Source organism: Chitinophagales bacterium (genome assembly GCA_020636535.1).
Lineage (GTDB): Bacteria > Bacteroidota > Bacteroidia > Chitinophagales > JADIYW01 > JADJSS01.
Window position 1 is genome coordinate 1,916,905 of sequence record JACJXT010000011.1, and the last position, 16,583, is coordinate 1,933,487.

The window sequence follows — 16,583 nt, forward strand, 5'->3', positions numbered from 1 at the left end:
AGTCTAACATCTAACAATCTTGGCTCTAACAATCTTCTACCCAATACCCAATACTATAAAGATACCTAAAATTTAGTAGTCAAATAATGTTTTTTGGTATTGTTTGATTCTAGTCGTACTACTATATTTGTACTCTATTTAAAATAAGTCTAAATAAAATTAAGAAATGAAATCAAATAAACTTTTAATTATTGTGCTATGTTTATTAGCAATTGCTTGTACTAAAGAAGAAGAAACTATCAACTTGCCTAGTTCGTATAGCTTCGAAAATGTTAACTTTAGTGGCCAAACTGAAAGATTAGCGATGCTAACAGAAATGATTACCGAAATGAAAAAAGGTAAAACTCAAAACTTAGATGCCAATGTATTATTAAATATGTATGCTAATGCAAACAGTCCATTTACCAATGCAACACTCAATGCTTCAACCAAGCAATTAAAAAACAAAACTTACGAAGCTGATATAGTATTGGTAGAGAATTTAATTAATTACTTAGCTTCTATTAGTACACATCACAATACAGCAGTAACTACTTCTGGTACAAACGGAGTAGCTACAAGTACAACTAACACTAGTCGTTCTTATTTAGTAGATAGTAATGGTATTGATTTAGTAGAATTGGTACAAAAAACAATTATGGGAGCTGTTTTCTATTATAGAATTGCTGAAGAATATACTACATACAATAAACTAGCAACTGCAGATAACAATACTGTTGTTGATGGCGAAGGTACTGCTATGCAACATTATTGGGACGAAGCTTTCGGATATATGGGAATTCCTACAAATGTTACAGTAGATAACTACGATGCTGAAGACGAAGCTGGTAATTTAATTTATTATGGTGAATATGTAAATTCAGGTAAACCAATTAATTTGTTATCTAGTACTTTACACAGTTTTATTCAAGGTAGAGATGCTATTAATCGTAGAGACTATACTGTAAGAGATGTTGCTGCGGCTAATGTTAGAAAAAATGTAGAATACATAAATGTTTGTGCTATGTTGCATTACTTAAATAGTGCTAGAACTAACTATGACGATTATGCTGTAAGATGTCATGTGTTGTCTGAAGCACTTGGATTTTTCTTAAACTTAAAGTATAACGCTAATAAAATTATTACAGATACAGACTACAATGCTATAAAAGATTACTTTTTAGTAAACGAAAATTGGTCGGTTGCTCATCTAAATACAACTCAATTAACTTATCTTAGAGATACCATTGCTGAAATTTATGGTTTAGAAGATTATAAAACATTATTTTAATGAAAAATACAATATATTTAATTTTACTTTCTTTGTGTATAGTATCTTGTACTGAAGACAAACCAAGCAGTTCTTGCGAAACAGTTGATAACAATGCTATACTACAAAACTTAGGCAATATTATTGTCGATAGATATAGTCAGCTCAACACACAAGCAACACTTACACAAACAGCTATTACTGCTTTTATAACAGCACCTACAACAGTTACACTTACGGCTGCTCAAAATGCTTTAAAACAATTGTATCTCGATTTTGAAACTGTTGAAATGCTACAATTTGGTCCAGCTGAATCGTATTTGCAAAGAACAGCTTTAAATAATTATCCAACAGATACAACTATAATTCAAACTGCAATTGCTAATGGTATAACTGATTTACAAAATATCAGTAACAGTGCAAAAGGAATTCATGCTTTAGATTACTTATTATTTGGTGTAGCAAACTCTAATACAGACATTGTCAATTGGTACAGTGCTACAAATAATAAAAACTATTTAACAGCAGTGATGACTCAAGTGAAAACTGTAATCAACAATGTTTATAATGAATGGAATCCAAACGATGGAAATTATTACAATACATTTATCAATGCAACTGGAGTTGATATTGCAAGTGCATTTGGTCAGCTAAGTAATGCCATCATTGCAGATTACGAAAAATATGCAAGAGATGGAAAAGTAGGCATTCCTTTAGGTATTAGAACGCTTGGCGTACCACAATTAAATAATGTAGAAGGATTGTATAGCAAGACTTCATTACAATTATTAGAAAATTATATAATAAACTATAAATCATTATTCAATGGAAATAATGGTTTAGGTTTAGATGATTATTTAAATAATGTTGGAAGAAGTGATTTAAGTACACAAATCAATAACGAACTACAAGCAATTTTAAATACTATCGATACTTTTAATCATGATTTGGCTTACGAAATTACCAATAATGAAGCTGCTGTTCAAACACTATATAGTCAATTACAAGCTTTATTACTGACTTTAAAAGTGGATATGGTGTCTGCAATGTGTCTGACGATTACCTACCAAGATGTTGACGGTGATTAATTCAATCAACAAAAAACAATCATTGTATCAATATTTTGTACGCAACAAAGTACACATTGCTCCATTAATTTCTTTTAGAATATTTTTTGGTTTAATGTTATTTGGCTCAACACTACGATTCATTCTGAATGACTGGATAGAACAATTATATATTTTACCAACTTATTTCTTTTCTTATTATGGATTTGAGTGGATAAAACCTTTATCACCTACATTATTATATGCTTTTTTTGGTGTGATGTTATTTGCAGCTCTAGCTGTAATGCTTGGTTTTTTATATCGCTTAAGTGCTATATTATTATTTATTACATTCTCGTATATCGAATTAATTGATAGAACCAATTACTTAAATCACTATTATTTTGTGAGCTTGGTATGCTTTATTATAATATTCTTGCCATTAGCAAAATCATTTTCATTAGATAATGTATTATTCAAACGAGAAAACTATACACAAGTTCCAGCTATAAGCGTCAATATTATAAAAGTCATGTTAGGTGTTGTCTATTTTTATGCTGGTTTTGCAAAAGTAAATCACGCTTGGTTAATCGATGCACAGCCACTAAAAATTTGGCTGTCTTCAAAACAGCACTTTCCAATTGTAGGCAATTTATTAACCAAAACATTTACAGCTTATTTATTTAGTTGGTTTGGTTGTATATTTGATTTAACTATATTTTTCTTCTTATCTTGGAAAAAATCTCGACCAATAGCATATTGCTTTGTTATAGTATTTCATGTTGCTACACGATTGCTATTTCCAATTGGTATGTTTCCTTTTATTATGATTGTATCAACTACCATATTTTTTAGTACTACAACTCACATCAAACTGCAACAAAAATTATTTCGATTCAATTGGGATAAAGTACAAACAAAAATATACGATTTTTTATTTCCTAAATTAATTGATATTGCTTTTATTTTATTCATCAGTTTTCAAATTGTATTTCCACTACGATACTTATTATACAAAGGCAATATATTTTGGACAGAAGAAGGCTATCGTTTCTCATGGCGTGTAATGTTAATGGAAAAAGCTGGTTTAGCTACATTTCTTATTACCAATCAAGATGGAAGTCAGAAAGTAATAGTACAGAACGACAAATATCTTACATCATATCAAATTAAAATGATGAGTACACAACCTGATATGATTTTAGAATATGCACATTTTCTTGGAGGTACTTATGCCAAAATGGGTTATCAAAATCCAAAAGTATTTGTAGATGCTTTTGTTAGCTTAAATGGCAGCAAGTCAAAAAGATTTATTGATAATACTGTCGATTTAATGAAAGAAAAAGATTCGTTTAAACATAAAACATGGATTTTAGATGAAAATTAATAATATACTTTTTATTTATTTTGCTTTGGTGATTAACCTATTGTTTGCTCAAGAAAAGCACACGATTAAAATAGTCAATCAACAACAACAAGCTATTGCAGATGCCAATGTGAGTTCTTTTGATGAGCAATTTCATACAGTAAGTAATAACGATGGAATAATTCAAATTCCAGTTAATAAATTGAATCAGCTATTCACAATATCTAAAATTGGTTTTCAAGAATTAATAATTACTATTAATATAAATGATAAACATATAATATTAGATAGTAGTACTACTATTTTAGATGAAGTACAAATAAATGACACTAAAAAAAATAACTTACTAGACAATCAATACCTTAAAAATGTAGAAGATATGTCGATTTTTGCTGCTAAGAAAACAGATTTAATTTTTCTTGAAAAACTCAATGTCAACTTAGCAAGAAATTCAGGACGACAAATTTTTGCTAAAATTGCAGGTTTAAATATTTGGGAAAGCGATGCTTCTGGTCTGCAATTAGATGTTGCTACAAGAGGTTTAGAACCAACACGAAGTTCTAATTTTAATATTCGTCAAAATGGTTACGATATTTCTGCTGATGCTTTAGGTTATCCTGATGCTTATTATTTACCACCAGCAGAAGCTGTAGAAAAAATAGAAATTGTTCGTGGTGCTTCTGGTTTGCAATATGGTACACAGTTTGGTGGTATGATTAATTTTAAACTTAAACAAGCTACTACAACAAAACCATATCACATCAATCTACAACAAACAGTAGGTAGCTATGGTTTCTCAAATACATTTGTTGGATTTGATGGTACGCATAAAAAATTAAGTTATTATTCTTTTTATCAATTTAGACGAGGCAATAGCTTCCGTCCTAATTCTTTATTCAAAGCACATAATTATTATACTCATCTCAAATATCAAATCAACGAAAAAGCAAGTATTGGTGCAGAATATAGTGGCATGAATTATTTAGCACAAATGCCTGGTGGTTTAACAGATGCTCAGTTTAATGACAATCCAAATCAATCCAATAGAACTAGAAATTGGTTTGCTATTAATTGGAATTTATTAAATATTGAATTTAGATATAAATTTAATAACAAGTTATCTTTATTGTCTAATACTTTTGCTTTGTTTGCAGGAAGAGATGCTATTGGCAACTTAAGTAATATTCAACAGAACGACCAACTCAATACGCCTAGAAATTTATTGAGCGACCAATACAAAAATATAGGCAACGAAACACGACTAATGTACAAGTACAATACAACGGCTACCAAAAGTTTTGTATTGCTGCTTGGTGCAAGAATTTATAGAGGACATACTTCTAAAAAACAAGATGATGCTAATGCAGGAAATGATGCTACATTCGAGTTTTTAAGTGATTCATTAATCAGTGGTTCCGATTTTAAATTTCCTAGTACCAATATTGCTTTGTTTGGCGAACAGCTGTTTACATTAAATCGCTTTTCTTTTACGCCAGGATTTAGATACGAGTACATTCAAACTACAGCTAAAGGTTTTTATAAAGACAGATATGTTTTTAATGATATTGTTTTGAGAGATTCAACAATTGATGAATCAAGAACTAAAGGTCGTCATATCTTTTTATTAGGATTAGGATTGTCGTATAAACTATTAACTACATTAGAAATGTATGCTAACCTTTCACAAAATTATAGAGCAATAAACTTTAATGATATCAGAGCCAATATTCCAGGATTAAGAGTCAATCCAAATTTAAAAGACGAAAAAGGATATAGTTTTGATTTTGGATTAAGAGGAACTTATAAAAATATACTAAACTATAATATTGGTACATTCTGCATGATTTATAATGACAGAATTAGTGAAATCAACAAAAAAGATACGCTTACATTAATCGCTTATCGTTATAGAACCAATGTAGCCAAATCAAGAGCATTAGGTGTAGATATAGCAGTAGAAATAGACTTCTTGAAATTTAAAAATCAAGAGAATAAATTTGGTTTAAAATGGTATAACAACTTTGCCTATTTGAATGCACAATACATCAAATCAGAAGAAACAGCAATAGTTGGCAATAGCGTAGAATATGCACCAGATTTTATTTATAGAACAGGACTTACATTTTCCTACGAATCATTTACAATTGGAGCTAATGTAGCTTATGTTAGTCAACAATTTACAGATGCTACTAATGCAACACAAGCAACGCCAAATGCCATAGCAGGTTTAGTACCAGCTTATTATAATATAGATATTAATACAAGCTATACATACAAATGGTTTACCTTTAAAGTAAGTGGCAATAATATAACTAACAATAAATATTTCACTAGGAGAGCAGCAGGTTATCCAGGACCAGGCATTATTCCAGCCGAAGCCATGTCGTGGTACGGAACACTAATTTTTAATTGGTAAAATTGTGGCAATCTATCACATCCTGAATTTATTTCATGATTTTTTTCAATTCTATAGAAAAAAGAAAGCAAACTAATCTTCCTTGCTAATTTCACCTAGCTTCATATCTTCAGAGTAGGCAACTTGAATATTGTTTTCACCTAACACTATTTTAATAGTTCTAGTTAAGTAATAATACACATCCCAATAATTTTCGGGTTTAGCAAAAGCATAAATACCAAAATTAATAAAGTGAGTATCAAATGTTTCTATACCTAATGTTGTTTCTGGTGTTTTTAAAATCTTGTCGTTTTTTGCAATTTCAGCCAAGATTAATCGCTCAATTTTACTAAATTTTTCACTGTAAGGAATGTGTCCAAAAACATCTACTCTAATAAAACCAACACTCGAATGATTGACTATTAAATCGCTAATAGCCAAACCATTAGGTATAATTACAGTCTCGTTTAAAACCGTTTGCATTACAGTATTAAAAATCTGAATTTCTACAACTTTTCCTTTCTTGTCTTTCAACTCAATAATATCACCAATTTTATAAGGTTTAAAAAGTAGAATTAATACACCAGCAGCAAAATTACTCAGACTTCCTTGTAATGCCATACCAACAGCAAAACCCGCAGCAGCCAATACAGCAACAAACGAACTCGTTTCAATACCAACAATTCCAGCAGCACTTATTACAATTAAAATTTTAAGTAACACAGCGCTAACTGTTATAATAAAAGGGCGTACATCTTCACTTATTTCTCTCTTTTTTAATGATTTAGCCAATACCTTTACTAGTTTATTGCTCAACCAAAATCCAAGAATAATAATAAGAAGAGCCAAAGCCAACTTCGGAGCATAAGCAATTGCTTGATTAATTATAGCATCTAATTTTGAATTAATATTTCCCATATTATCACAAAACTATAAAAATCATTAATTTAGAAATATAAACAAATTGTTAGCTAAGCTTTGTTTAGTTATTCGTCATTAAGTCATTAGTATTCTTTATCTCCGTCACGCTGAGTGAAGTACAACGAAACGAAGCGTCTCCTTTCCGAACTCGTTTCGGAATCTACTACTATAAATGGAGACCGTTACAAAAGGTAAAATTTTTGTTTTTCATTTATTATATTCATTAGTTTATATTTGTTATATTTTAATTTGTTTGTTTTATTGGCTTATTTTGTTATTTTTTATCTTTTTTGATTGATTTTTGTTTGTTTAGTACTCTTTTTTTTTTACTTTTCTTCGCTTTTTTATGCTTTGGACATAAGTATCCCTGGACTTCTGTATAAATTATATGCTATGGCTTCCATTATGTTTTGTGTGTGCATCTTGGCTATGCCTCTGTATCTTGCTATACCGCCGTTAAACCATCTTTTTATACTGCCAAAAGTGCGTTCTATTTTATATCTGGTTTTGCTTATTAGTTTGTTATAATCTGTTTGGGCTTGTGTTAATGCTTTATTTTTAGTTGCTTTTTTTAATATGTTATTTTTTAATCCTAATGTCTTTAACAATTCATTATTCTTCTCTGATTGATAACCTTTGTCTGCTTTTACTGCTATGTCTTTTGGTAAGTCTGCTGTTTTTAATACCGTTTCTAGATTACTAATTTCATTTACACTTGCTTTGGTGGTTAATACGCCTAATACTAATCCTTCGTTGTCTGTTACATAGTGTTTCTTATAGCCATATTTTAGTTGTTTGCCTCTCTTTATCCATGCTGCTTCTATGTCTACACTTGTACTGTATTTTTTTTCTACCGTCTTTGTTGGTACTTCTTGTGATTGCTCTTGTTGTTGTTGTTGTGCTTCAAGCTCATAATTACTTTTTCCTTTGGGTTTTAATGGTGTTTCTACTATACTGGCATCTACTATAGCTCCTGTCTTTACTAGTATTTGATGTTGTTCTAATTGTTTGTTTATGCTTTTTAATAATTCATCATATGCTCCTGCTCCTGTCATTGCTGTTCTAAATCTGCTTATGGTACTATGGTCTGGTGAGGTTTGGTCTATGGTTAATTCTAAGAAAGAACTAAAGGAGAGGCTGTCATTTATTCTGTCTTCTACTTCGTAATCACTTAGTCCGTACCATGTTTGTAGTAAACAGATTTTGAATAATAACAATCCATCATAACTTGGCTTGCCTGTTGCACTTGTGCCTTTGGTGTAATACTTATCTATTACTGTACTAATTTGTTGCCAATCTATTAACTGGTTAATTTGTGTAAAGAAAACTTGTTTAACTTTCTTTACGCGTGTATCGCATATACTGTCTGCTAATGTGAGTGGCTTATTTATTTTCATAACTCTAATATACTAAATTATAGTATAACTACTAGCATTATTCTATATTATTTTTTATCACTGCCTTGCAACGGTCTTACTTTTTGGGACAGTATGTTACAAACCGAACAAGCCAAAAGACAAAGAATAATTACAAACAAAAATAGCATTTGTTGTTTTTAAGTAAAAAACCAAGAAATAAATTTACTGGTTATTGATTTTTTCTTTTTAAAATTATATAGTTTTATATATTATAAATTATATTTTAAAATAGTTTTCACTAAATAAACTTTTTAAACCCATTTTTACTTATGGTTCGGAAATACGAACCTTTTATAGTAGATACTTCTTAGACATTGCTGTGCTACCTTTTATTGCCATTTTTTGATTTCTTGATTTCTTAGCTTCTTATCAAAATAACAGTTTGTTCCTTTCTTATTCTTTATCTTCTTAAAATTAAAATATCCGTCTATCTGACTATTAAATGGCTTCAATATATAATAACCTTTTTTTAGATGCATTGAATCATAAAATGTATTTTTTGATAACACAATATAAATACTATCAGTATTTATGTTTTCTATTTCAATTTTATATGTATTAAAATTCAATCTTATTGAATCATTATGTAAAATCCAAATATTATTATAAAATATGGAAGAATTATCATTTACTAATTCCCAATTAAAATTGTAAAAATTAAAATCCAATGTATAAAAACTACCATCTTTATCAAATCTATATATTGTATTGTTGTTAGGCGAAGGTTCATATATAACTCCGTTTCTAAAAACTCTCCAATACTTAAACTTTCCACCAGTTAAGGTATTATCCTTAGAGATACCTTTCTCAGTTCTCTTACAATAAAATAAGGAAGACACAATAGTTATGTAGATTAAAAATTTCAATCTTTAGTAAGTTTTTCATTGTACTCTACTTCACTTACCAAGTTATTGTCTTTATCTCTTATCTTAATAAAGTATTTAGTATCTACTATTTTATTCTTATCATCTTGTATATATTCTTGTTCATATGTCATACTATAACTAGCTTTATTATTTATATTAAACTTACTAATTAGTTCTGTACTGTTTGCTCCCTCTCTCTTTTTTGCACTCAATATATATTCAGCTGTCTTTTTAACTATTGCTTGTTTAAATGGTTCTGTTGTATTTTTAAAACTTTCATCTGAAGTTTGATCTATATATAATTCAGCATGTCCAGCAAAATTATCTTTATAGTCTCCCCCGCACTCGGCAGGTGTTATCACCTGCCGAAACATATAGTTATTCTTCTTCATTATTTATAAACTTCCATTTACTTTTATTAAGATAATAATAATCTGCACTCGAATATATATAATCTTCTGCTTTTTCGCAATATTTTGCCTTTATTGGATTATTATGTATATAGTCTAATTTTTGATTATAAACCTTTTCGGTATATAAATCTACACTCATAGAATTCGTTTGCCAAATCATATATTTTCTATCATTATGGTTTACTTTACATAATTCAATTATCTCTGAATTCTTGCGTTGTAGATAAAACTTAATTTGCTGTGCTGTATATTTTAAAAAATCTCTTTGTACATTTTTTTGCAAGTGAGGTGTTCTGATTTTCCAAATGATATGGATATGATTATCCATAATTACAAATGCATGAATAAACACTCTTTGATTTTGTGCTAAAAAAACCATGCTTTCTATTATTATATCTTTAACTTGACTTTCTTTTAAAAGTGGATACCATTTGTATATGGTTGCTGTAAAAAATTGAGGAAAATATGTTTGCATTTTTAAACCTGTAAATATATCAAATTTTATTATTATACATAGCAAATGATACTTTTATTAACTCCTACAAGGTTTTTGACAGGGTTTTTGACAGGTGAAAAACACCTGTCAAGTGCGAGAATAGAAAAAACAACATCACTAAAAAATTAATTATATTGCATTAGATTTTCAGACTATTAGAATCAAGATTTTTAGATGGTTTCTATAAACTATCTTCATTGTCTTTAATAATTTCATATAATCTTTTTTTTGCTCTATGAATTTGTACTTTGACTGTACCAATTGGTAAGTGTAGTGCTGCTGCAATTTCGTCGTAGCTTAATTCTTTTAAATATCGATACTCAATAACTGTTGCTAAAGATGTATCTAAGCTGTTAATGTACTGTCTGATTTTTTGTTTCTTCTGTGTATTAATTAATGTTGTTTCTGGATTTTCAGTATCGCTGTATAAAAAATTATCTTCAATATAATTAGCACTTGCATCTAATGAAATGGCTTCAATTCGTTTTTTTCTTAAAAAATCAATACAAGTATTAGAAGCAATTTTATACAACCAAGTACTAAACGCATAAGTTGCATCATACTGATTTAAATTATCAAATGCTTTAGCAAAACTTTCTATTAATAAGTCTTCTGCATCTAACTCATCTCCTACTATTTTTTTTATGGTGTGCAACAAACCATCTTTATACCTTTCCATAAGATAAGTATATGCTTTTTGGTCTCCTTTCAAAGCATCGTTAATTATATTGATTTCATTTTCTTTTATTTCCAAGATTTGCTTGGTTTAAAATAAGCTACCAATCCTATAAAGATAATACTAAAACAATAGATTATATCAAATACAAATGAAAATTTAAAAAACTGAAATAAGTTGTTCTTTTTATATAAATATCTACTAGTCAACAAAATAAGTTCCGAATATAATAATAGCAATACTAAATATTTAAAATTATATATACTAATCATAATTGATAACATATAAACTAATAACTTAGTTAACAGAAATAAACTCAATATTACTTTATGTTTTATTTGATAAGTAAAACCTGTACTTAAATGTCTTTGCTTTTGTTTGAACCAAGCATTCCATGTTGACTTTGCATCAAAATAAGTATACGCATTTGTATCTGTGCATGTAGTAACATTATTTTTTTTTGCTTGTGTTTGAATAAACAAATCGTCATCGCCAGAAAGCATATTCATTTCTTTATCTGTCCAATTTTTATCTAAAAAAACCTGTTTTTCAAACAACATATTTCTACCAACACCCATGTATGCACAATTTATATTTGCTAAACTAATGTATTGCAACGCTGTAATACTGGTTTCGTAGTCTTGCAACTTTTCAACCGTATTACCATTGATACAAAATGGCAAACTAATACCAAGTACTATTGCTTTGTCTTGTTTTGCTTGAACCATTTTTTGCAACCATTCTTTCGATATTGGATAACAATCAGCATCAGTTACTACAATAATATCGTGTTGTGCTTTTTGTACTCCTTGTTGTAATGCAAATTTTTTCCCTACACCAATTTTATCTTTCTCATCTACAAATAAATAATTTATATTTTTATATTCTTTTTTATAGTGTATAATAACATCAACAGTACTATCCGTAGAACCATCATCAACTAATAATAATTCAAAATTTGGATAATCTTGTTGCATGATGATAGGAATTAAGCGTTTTAGATTTTGAGCTTCATTTTTACAACAGACTACAATGGTTATTGGTAAATCATTATTTTTTATTTGATTTTTTTGATTAAATTTAAATAGAAAAAATATATAAAATAATAGTTGAATTATTATAACCGCAATATATCCATAAATTAGAATCATCATCAATAAAAATAAATTTTTCCAAATTACACATTAGAAATTTATTCTGGAACTTCAGAATAAAAAATATGCTTCATATTTTTTACTTATTCATCAATCTTCTAGAAAATTAACTTATATTTTCAATTAAAAACACCAACTTAACTTTCGTTCATTTTGTCTTGATATTTACCTGTTGGTAAACAGGCAAAACGAACCAAAACCTGCTTGCCAGCAGGCAAGAGTCAAGAAGCATTTAAGGCAATTTACTTTTCTCTGATTTTATTTTAGTGAAGTAAATCGATGATAAATTTGTCTCTCCATGCCTATTGCTCGTTCCTCGCAATGCAATTCCGAGACATTTACATCTATTGCTGAAAATGCTTCAACGCAAAACTGCTTTGGTCTATCTGTTAATAGTTTAGTTTTAGAAAATTACAAAGTATGATACATAATTTGGGATTATTAAAATAGTTTTCAGACTTTTGCAGTAAATTTTTACGGTGCAGTTTAAAATAATAAATACAGACCAATATTCTAATGCTCGACTTGGCGAAATTACCACCGACCATGGCACAATTACAACGCCAATCTTTATGCCTGTTGGTACACAAGCAACAGTAAAAGGCGTTCATTTTAGCGAACTGCACGATGAAATTAAAGCAGACATTATTCTTGGTAATACTTATCATTTGTATTTACGACCTGGTTTAGATATTCTAGAACAAGCTGGCGGTTTGCATCAGTTTAATTCTTGGCAAAAACCAATTTTAACAGATAGTGGTGGTTATCAAGTGTATTCTTTAAGCGATAGAAGAAAAATTACAGAACAAGGTGTTACTTTTCGTTCGCATATTGATGGTAGCAAACATTTATTTACACCAGAATATGTAATGGACATTCAACGCATTATTGGTGCAGATTTTATTATGGCTTTCGATGAATGTACACCTTATCCTTGTGATTATACATATGCGAAGAACTCTATGCATTTAACACATCGTTGGTTGAAAAGATGCATTGAACGCTTTGACAATACCGAAGCTAAATATGGTTATGAGCAAACGCTTTTGCCAATTGTACAAGGTAGTACTTATAAAGATTTGCGAACGGCTTCTGCTAATTTTATTGCAGAACAAAATCAAAAAGCAAATGCCATTGGTGGTTTGGCTGTTGGCGAACCTGCTGAAGAAATGTATGCCATGACTGATTTAGTGAATCAGATTTTACCTAAAGACAAGCCACGCTATTTAATGGGTGTTGGTACACCTGCTAATATTTTAGAATCGATTGCTCTTGGTGTTGATATGTTTGATTGCGTGATGCCTACTAGAAATGCTAGACATGGCTTACTGTTTACAAGTGAAGGTATTATTAATATTAAAAACAGTAAATGGAAAAATGATTTCTCTTGTATTGATGATAAAACTTGTAGTACGAGTAGAAAACACAGTAAAGCATATTTGCGACATTTAATTATTACCAACGAGTTGCTAGGTATGCAAATTGCTAGTTTACAAAATTTGAGTCTGTACCTTTGGTTAGTAAAACAAGCACAAGAACAAATTGCGAATAACACATTTGCTACTTGGAAAAATAAAATGATTCCTAAACTAATGCAGAGATTGTAGTTCTTTTCTTATAGTAAAATAATAAAAAAATGAACACAATTACCTTAAAATCTAAAATAATATATACAAAAATAATTATTTCAATTATTTTATTCTCATTCATTCTTGCAATTAGTTCTTATATGCTTATTAGTGCATTCTTTGCGGAAAATTTTAATCTAGTATTATTTTCAATATCTATTTTATTATTCATAATAAATATCATATTTTTTATTGAAATATATAATTCAGGCATAATTATAGTTTATAATGATTATATAGAATTCAGAAACATTTTTAATAAAATTAGAATAAAACTATTTTACACAGATATAATTAAATGGAAAGAAGAAGAAATTAAAGACAGAAGAGGAACTATTAGTTTTTTAGATCTTTCATTATATACTAGCTCTAATAAATTCCATATAGTTTCTAATCGATATAAAAATTATACCGAATTGAAAAATGAAATAACTTCAAAAATCACAGAAAATGAAGTTTTTCTAGATGAAGGTGGTATTTTATTTCAAACAAAAAAAAAGATTATAATATCAACTATAATATTGATTTATGGATTAGTTTTTTTTCTTATGGCAAGAAATGACCTAATAAAATCAGAAAAGTATTATGATTTGTATTGTAAAACTACGGAAATAGAAGGAATCATTGCCAATACAGTAAAAATAACTAAAGGACATAAAAGTAATAGGTATATTCACTTAAAATTAGAAGAATATCCAGATATAACATTTACTTTGGCTGGTAGTGAATATCAGAAAACAAACAAAAGTTTATTTATAAAAAATGTAAAAAAAGGTGACTCTATATACTTAAAAATAACAATTAATGATTATTTAAAAAAAATAGTAAAAAATAAGGAATTAGATTTCTTAGAGAAAAGTATCAACAATAAATTTATTAATATATATGGCATTTATGTTAAACCAAAAACTTATTTGCGAATTGATAATATAGAAATTTATCTAGTAGAACAATGTCAAAAAGATGCATTAGGTAGTATTATTTTGGGCTTTTTAATAATGGCATTAGTGTTAGGTCTTTCAAATAATATTAGGTAGCAAATCAATTACTACTCTTCTACCACAATTTTGTCAATCCAAAAATAATCGTTTAAGCTTGGGTCGGTATTGAATTGTTGTTTGGTTCTAATATTTATTAATTCATTATAATCGTGGTCTTTAAAAAACGGATTATTTATAAATTGGTGTATATTAATTCCTAGTATTTTTAATTGAGCTACTTTATGTGCTACTTTTATATCTTCTTGTAATTGATATTGTTCAATTAAATAGTTGGCTATAGAATTATACATTGCAGCATAACCAATACAATTGGCTTGTTTGGTGTTGTACAATTCGTTCGGATTATTACTTACTTGCTTTGTAGTAAACGACAGTGATTTTGTAGTAATTTCATTAGCTATTGTAGCTATTGTTTTTATATCAATTACTTTTTTATCTTTTGATTTTTCTTCAATAGCTTCTATTAATTGTTGATTAGTTATGACTATTGTCGTTCGAGTTCCAATGGCCTTATACTTAACCAATGTTCTAAAAATAGTACCACGAAATAAAATCACTAGAACTACTACAATTCCAACGATTTTTAAAAGTGTTCTCATTAGTTTAAAAGTAAACCAACCACTAGTCTGCTTTTTCAAAAATACCATTGTTGTAATGGTAATAATGTACAAAGCTATTATCGTAAAAGTCTATAGCGTTGTTTTCATTATATACTGGAACAAATTTAAAGTTAGATTGCAACTTTCTTGGATAAGCAAAATCTTGATAGTCTAATAAGTTGTTATTGTGTTCTATCATATTAAATAGAAACTGCATTATATCATAACCTAAATAACTTAGTGTAGTTGGCTTTTGTACATAATCTGTTATATAATCTTGTGCAAAAATCTTAACATCATCATTTTGTAAATCGTAAGGTGCTATAGTATATAATTGATGTGAAAATGTTTTATATACAATATCTTTATTTTTATTGATAGATGAATTGGTATAAAAGTATAATGATTTGTCTGTAATAGTACTAGCTTGTTTTAATATACTTTTTATATAGTTGACATCGTTAGAAAAGAAAAGAAAAATAGAATCGTTACTAGAAAAAGTATTTATTGGCAATACTGTTTTATTGCTAGGAATAATATTGTATTTTACTTTATTTCTCTTCAGCAGATTATCTATCAAATTGATATTTGCATTTTTAGTATCGGTACTGTCGTATAAAACAGTAATGTTTTTTGTAGGATGTTGTTGTTTAATATTTTCAATCAAAGCAACATATTCGCCATAAATAGTTGGTGTTGCACTATAATAATATGGATTGTTGCTAGTAGTATACATAGAACTATTGTTAGAAGAAAGTACTGGTATTTTGTTTTGCTTTCCATAGTCTGCCAACAATTTAATGTTTTCGACTTTGTAAGGAGCAATAATCATATCGATATTAGGAAATGGAGCCATTTTTAATTTTTGCTGTAGTATATCCGAACTGTTTTGGTCGTCCATAAAATACAAATTGACTTGTGGTTCAAAGCTGCTCAAACTTTCTTTGGCTAGCTTAGCACCAATATAAAAATCCATAGCATCTTTAGAAGCATTAGGCAATTGTTTAGTCGTGTCGTTAGCATATTTTCCTAGTGGAATAGTATTTATAAAAAATGGTAAAAACACTACTATTTTTGTTTTCTGACTTAAATAATCGGTTTCACTTTCATCTTCACCAACTAAAACTTCATCATCTTCTGCATCTATAGCATCATCAATATCAAATGGTTGCACATCTTTAGTTATAGAATCTATTGAAACATCGGCTACTTCGTCTGTCGATTTAATTTCATCTACTACATCATCTGTGTTATTCGTATTAATATCAACTATTTCTGTTGATTTATTATTGGTACTTACTTTTTTAGATGCACTGCATGAAGTAGTACTCAGTAAACTTAATATTACAATCAAG

General features: G+C 28.6%; 15 protein-coding genes. 6 read left to right on the forward strand and 9 right to left on the reverse strand.

The features are described from left to right. Positions 1 to 166 precede the first annotated feature (166 nt). The 4 genes from H6553_08845 to H6553_08860 are packed head-to-tail and all read left to right on the forward strand — an operon-like array spanning position 167 to position 6,077. A complete protein-coding gene (locus tag H6553_08845; protein ID MCB9033930.1) occupies positions 167 to 1,270 on the forward strand; it encodes a DUF4856 domain-containing protein in 1,104 nt (367 codons plus the stop codon). Continuing rightward, positions 1,270 to 2,337: an imelysin family protein gene (locus H6553_08850; GenBank protein ID MCB9033931.1), complete on the forward strand. Its 1,068-nt coding sequence runs from the start codon at positions 1,270 to 1,272 to the stop codon at positions 2,335 to 2,337. The genes H6553_08845 and H6553_08850 overlap by 1 nt, the downstream gene beginning before the upstream one ends. Then, the gene (locus H6553_08855; GenBank protein MCB9033932.1) at positions 2,321 to 3,682 is read left to right on the forward strand and encodes an HTTM domain-containing protein; all 1,362 of its coding nucleotides are present in this window, start codon (positions 2,321 to 2,323) and stop codon (positions 3,680 to 3,682) included. Before H6553_08850 ends, H6553_08855 begins: the two co-directional genes overlap by 17 nt. Beyond that, positions 3,672 to 6,077 carry a TonB-dependent receptor gene (locus H6553_08860; GenBank protein ID MCB9033933.1) on the forward strand — a complete coding sequence of 802 codons (2,406 nt, stop codon included), beginning with the start codon at positions 3,672 to 3,674 and terminating at the stop codon, positions 6,075 to 6,077. Before H6553_08855 ends, H6553_08860 begins: the two co-directional genes overlap by 11 nt. Before the next feature lie 72 nt (positions 6,078 to 6,149). Here the strand turns inward: H6553_08860 and H6553_08865 are convergent, their stop codons facing one another. The 7 genes from H6553_08865 to H6553_08895 all read right to left on the reverse strand — a co-directional run bounded on the left by H6553_08865 (position 6,150) and on the right by H6553_08895 (position 12,000). Next, positions 6,150 to 6,974: a mechanosensitive ion channel family protein gene (locus H6553_08865; GenBank protein MCB9033934.1), complete on the reverse strand. Its 825-nt coding sequence runs from the start codon at positions 6,972 to 6,974 to the stop codon at positions 6,150 to 6,152. Between the two features lie 347 nt (positions 6,975 to 7,321). Beyond that, positions 7,322 to 8,374 carry an IS5 family transposase gene (locus H6553_08870; GenBank protein ID MCB9033935.1) on the reverse strand — a complete coding sequence of 351 codons (1,053 nt, stop codon included), beginning with the start codon at positions 8,372 to 8,374 and terminating at the stop codon, positions 7,322 to 7,324. Positions 8,375 to 8,724: 350 nt separating this feature from the next. Next, positions 8,725 to 9,234, reverse strand: coding sequence for a hypothetical protein (locus tag H6553_08875; protein ID MCB9033936.1), 510 nt, complete (start codon positions 9,232 to 9,234; stop codon positions 8,725 to 8,727). Positions 9,235 to 9,257: 23 nt separating this feature from the next. After that, positions 9,258 to 9,653, reverse strand: coding sequence for a hypothetical protein (locus H6553_08880; GenBank protein ID MCB9033937.1), 396 nt, complete (start codon positions 9,651 to 9,653; stop codon positions 9,258 to 9,260). Further along, on the reverse strand, positions 9,640 to 10,149 hold the full coding sequence (locus H6553_08885; protein ID MCB9033938.1) for a transposase: 510 nt from the start codon (positions 10,147 to 10,149) through the stop codon (positions 9,640 to 9,642). The genes H6553_08880 and H6553_08885 overlap by 14 nt, the downstream gene beginning before the upstream one ends. Before the next feature lie 202 nt (positions 10,150 to 10,351). After that, entirely contained in the window at positions 10,352 to 10,924 is a 573-nt protein-coding gene (locus H6553_08890; protein MCB9033939.1) for a sigma-70 family RNA polymerase sigma factor, read from the reverse strand. Beyond that, positions 10,915 to 12,000, reverse strand: coding sequence for a glycosyltransferase (locus tag H6553_08895; protein ID MCB9033940.1), 1,086 nt, complete (start codon positions 11,998 to 12,000; stop codon positions 10,915 to 10,917). The genes H6553_08890 and H6553_08895 overlap by 10 nt, the downstream gene beginning before the upstream one ends. A 479-nt stretch (positions 12,001 to 12,479) precedes the next feature. Here H6553_08895 and tgt point away from each other — a divergent pair, with 479 nt between their 5' ends. Beyond that, entirely contained in the window at positions 12,480 to 13,607 is a 1,128-nt protein-coding gene (tgt, locus tag H6553_08900) for a tRNA guanosine(34) transglycosylase Tgt (protein ID MCB9033941.1), read from the forward strand. A 29-nt stretch (positions 13,608 to 13,636) separates the two neighbouring features. Beyond that, complete coding sequence (locus H6553_08905) at positions 13,637 to 14,665, forward strand: hypothetical protein (GenBank protein MCB9033942.1); 1,029 nt, start codon at positions 13,637 to 13,639, stop codon at positions 14,663 to 14,665. Between the two features lie 11 nt (positions 14,666 to 14,676). Here H6553_08905 and H6553_08910 read toward each other — a convergent pair whose 3' ends face one another. Both H6553_08910 and H6553_08915 read right to left on the reverse strand, forming a co-directional pair. After that, complete coding sequence (locus H6553_08910; protein MCB9033943.1) at positions 14,677 to 15,228, reverse strand: hypothetical protein; 552 nt, start codon at positions 15,226 to 15,228, stop codon at positions 14,677 to 14,679. Positions 15,229 to 15,250: 22 nt separating this feature from the next. Next, positions 15,251 to 16,582: a hypothetical protein gene (locus H6553_08915; GenBank protein MCB9033944.1), complete on the reverse strand. Its 1,332-nt coding sequence runs from the start codon at positions 16,580 to 16,582 to the stop codon at positions 15,251 to 15,253. Position 16,583 lies beyond the last annotated feature (1 nt).

What these genes read in the sequence shown, in the direction of transcription:
- H6553_08885 (MCB9033938.1), bottom strand. Translation starts at nt 10,149, where the DNA reads ATGCAAACATATTTTCCTCAATTTTTTACAGCAACCATATACAAATGG.
- H6553_08870 (MCB9033935.1), bottom strand. Translation starts at nt 8,374, where the DNA reads ATGAAAATAAATAAGCCACTCACATTAGCAGACAGTATATGCGATACA.
- H6553_08850 (MCB9033931.1), top strand. Translation starts at nt 1,270, where the DNA reads ATGAAAAATACAATATATTTAATTTTACTTTCTTTGTGTATAGTATCT.
- H6553_08855 (MCB9033932.1), top strand. Translation starts at nt 2,321, where the DNA reads ATGTTGACGGTGATTAATTCAATCAACAAAAAACAATCATTGTATCAA.
- H6553_08895 (MCB9033940.1), bottom strand. Translation starts at nt 12,000, where the DNA reads ATGATGATTCTAATTTATGGATATATTGCGGTTATAATAATTCAACTA.
- H6553_08910 (MCB9033943.1), bottom strand. Translation starts at nt 15,228, where the DNA reads ATGAGAACACTTTTAAAAATCGTTGGAATTGTAGTAGTTCTAGTGATT.
- H6553_08905 (MCB9033942.1), top strand. Translation starts at nt 13,637, where the DNA reads ATGAACACAATTACCTTAAAATCTAAAATAATATATACAAAAATAATT.
- H6553_08845 (MCB9033930.1), top strand. Translation starts at nt 167, where the DNA reads ATGAAATCAAATAAACTTTTAATTATTGTGCTATGTTTATTAGCAATT.
- H6553_08860 (MCB9033933.1), top strand. Translation starts at nt 3,672, where the DNA reads ATGAAAATTAATAATATACTTTTTATTTATTTTGCTTTGGTGATTAAC.
- H6553_08880 (MCB9033937.1), bottom strand. Translation starts at nt 9,653, where the DNA reads ATGAAGAAGAATAACTATATGTTTCGGCAGGTGATAACACCTGCCGAG.
- H6553_08865 (MCB9033934.1), bottom strand. Translation starts at nt 6,974, where the DNA reads ATGGGAAATATTAATTCAAAATTAGATGCTATAATTAATCAAGCAATT.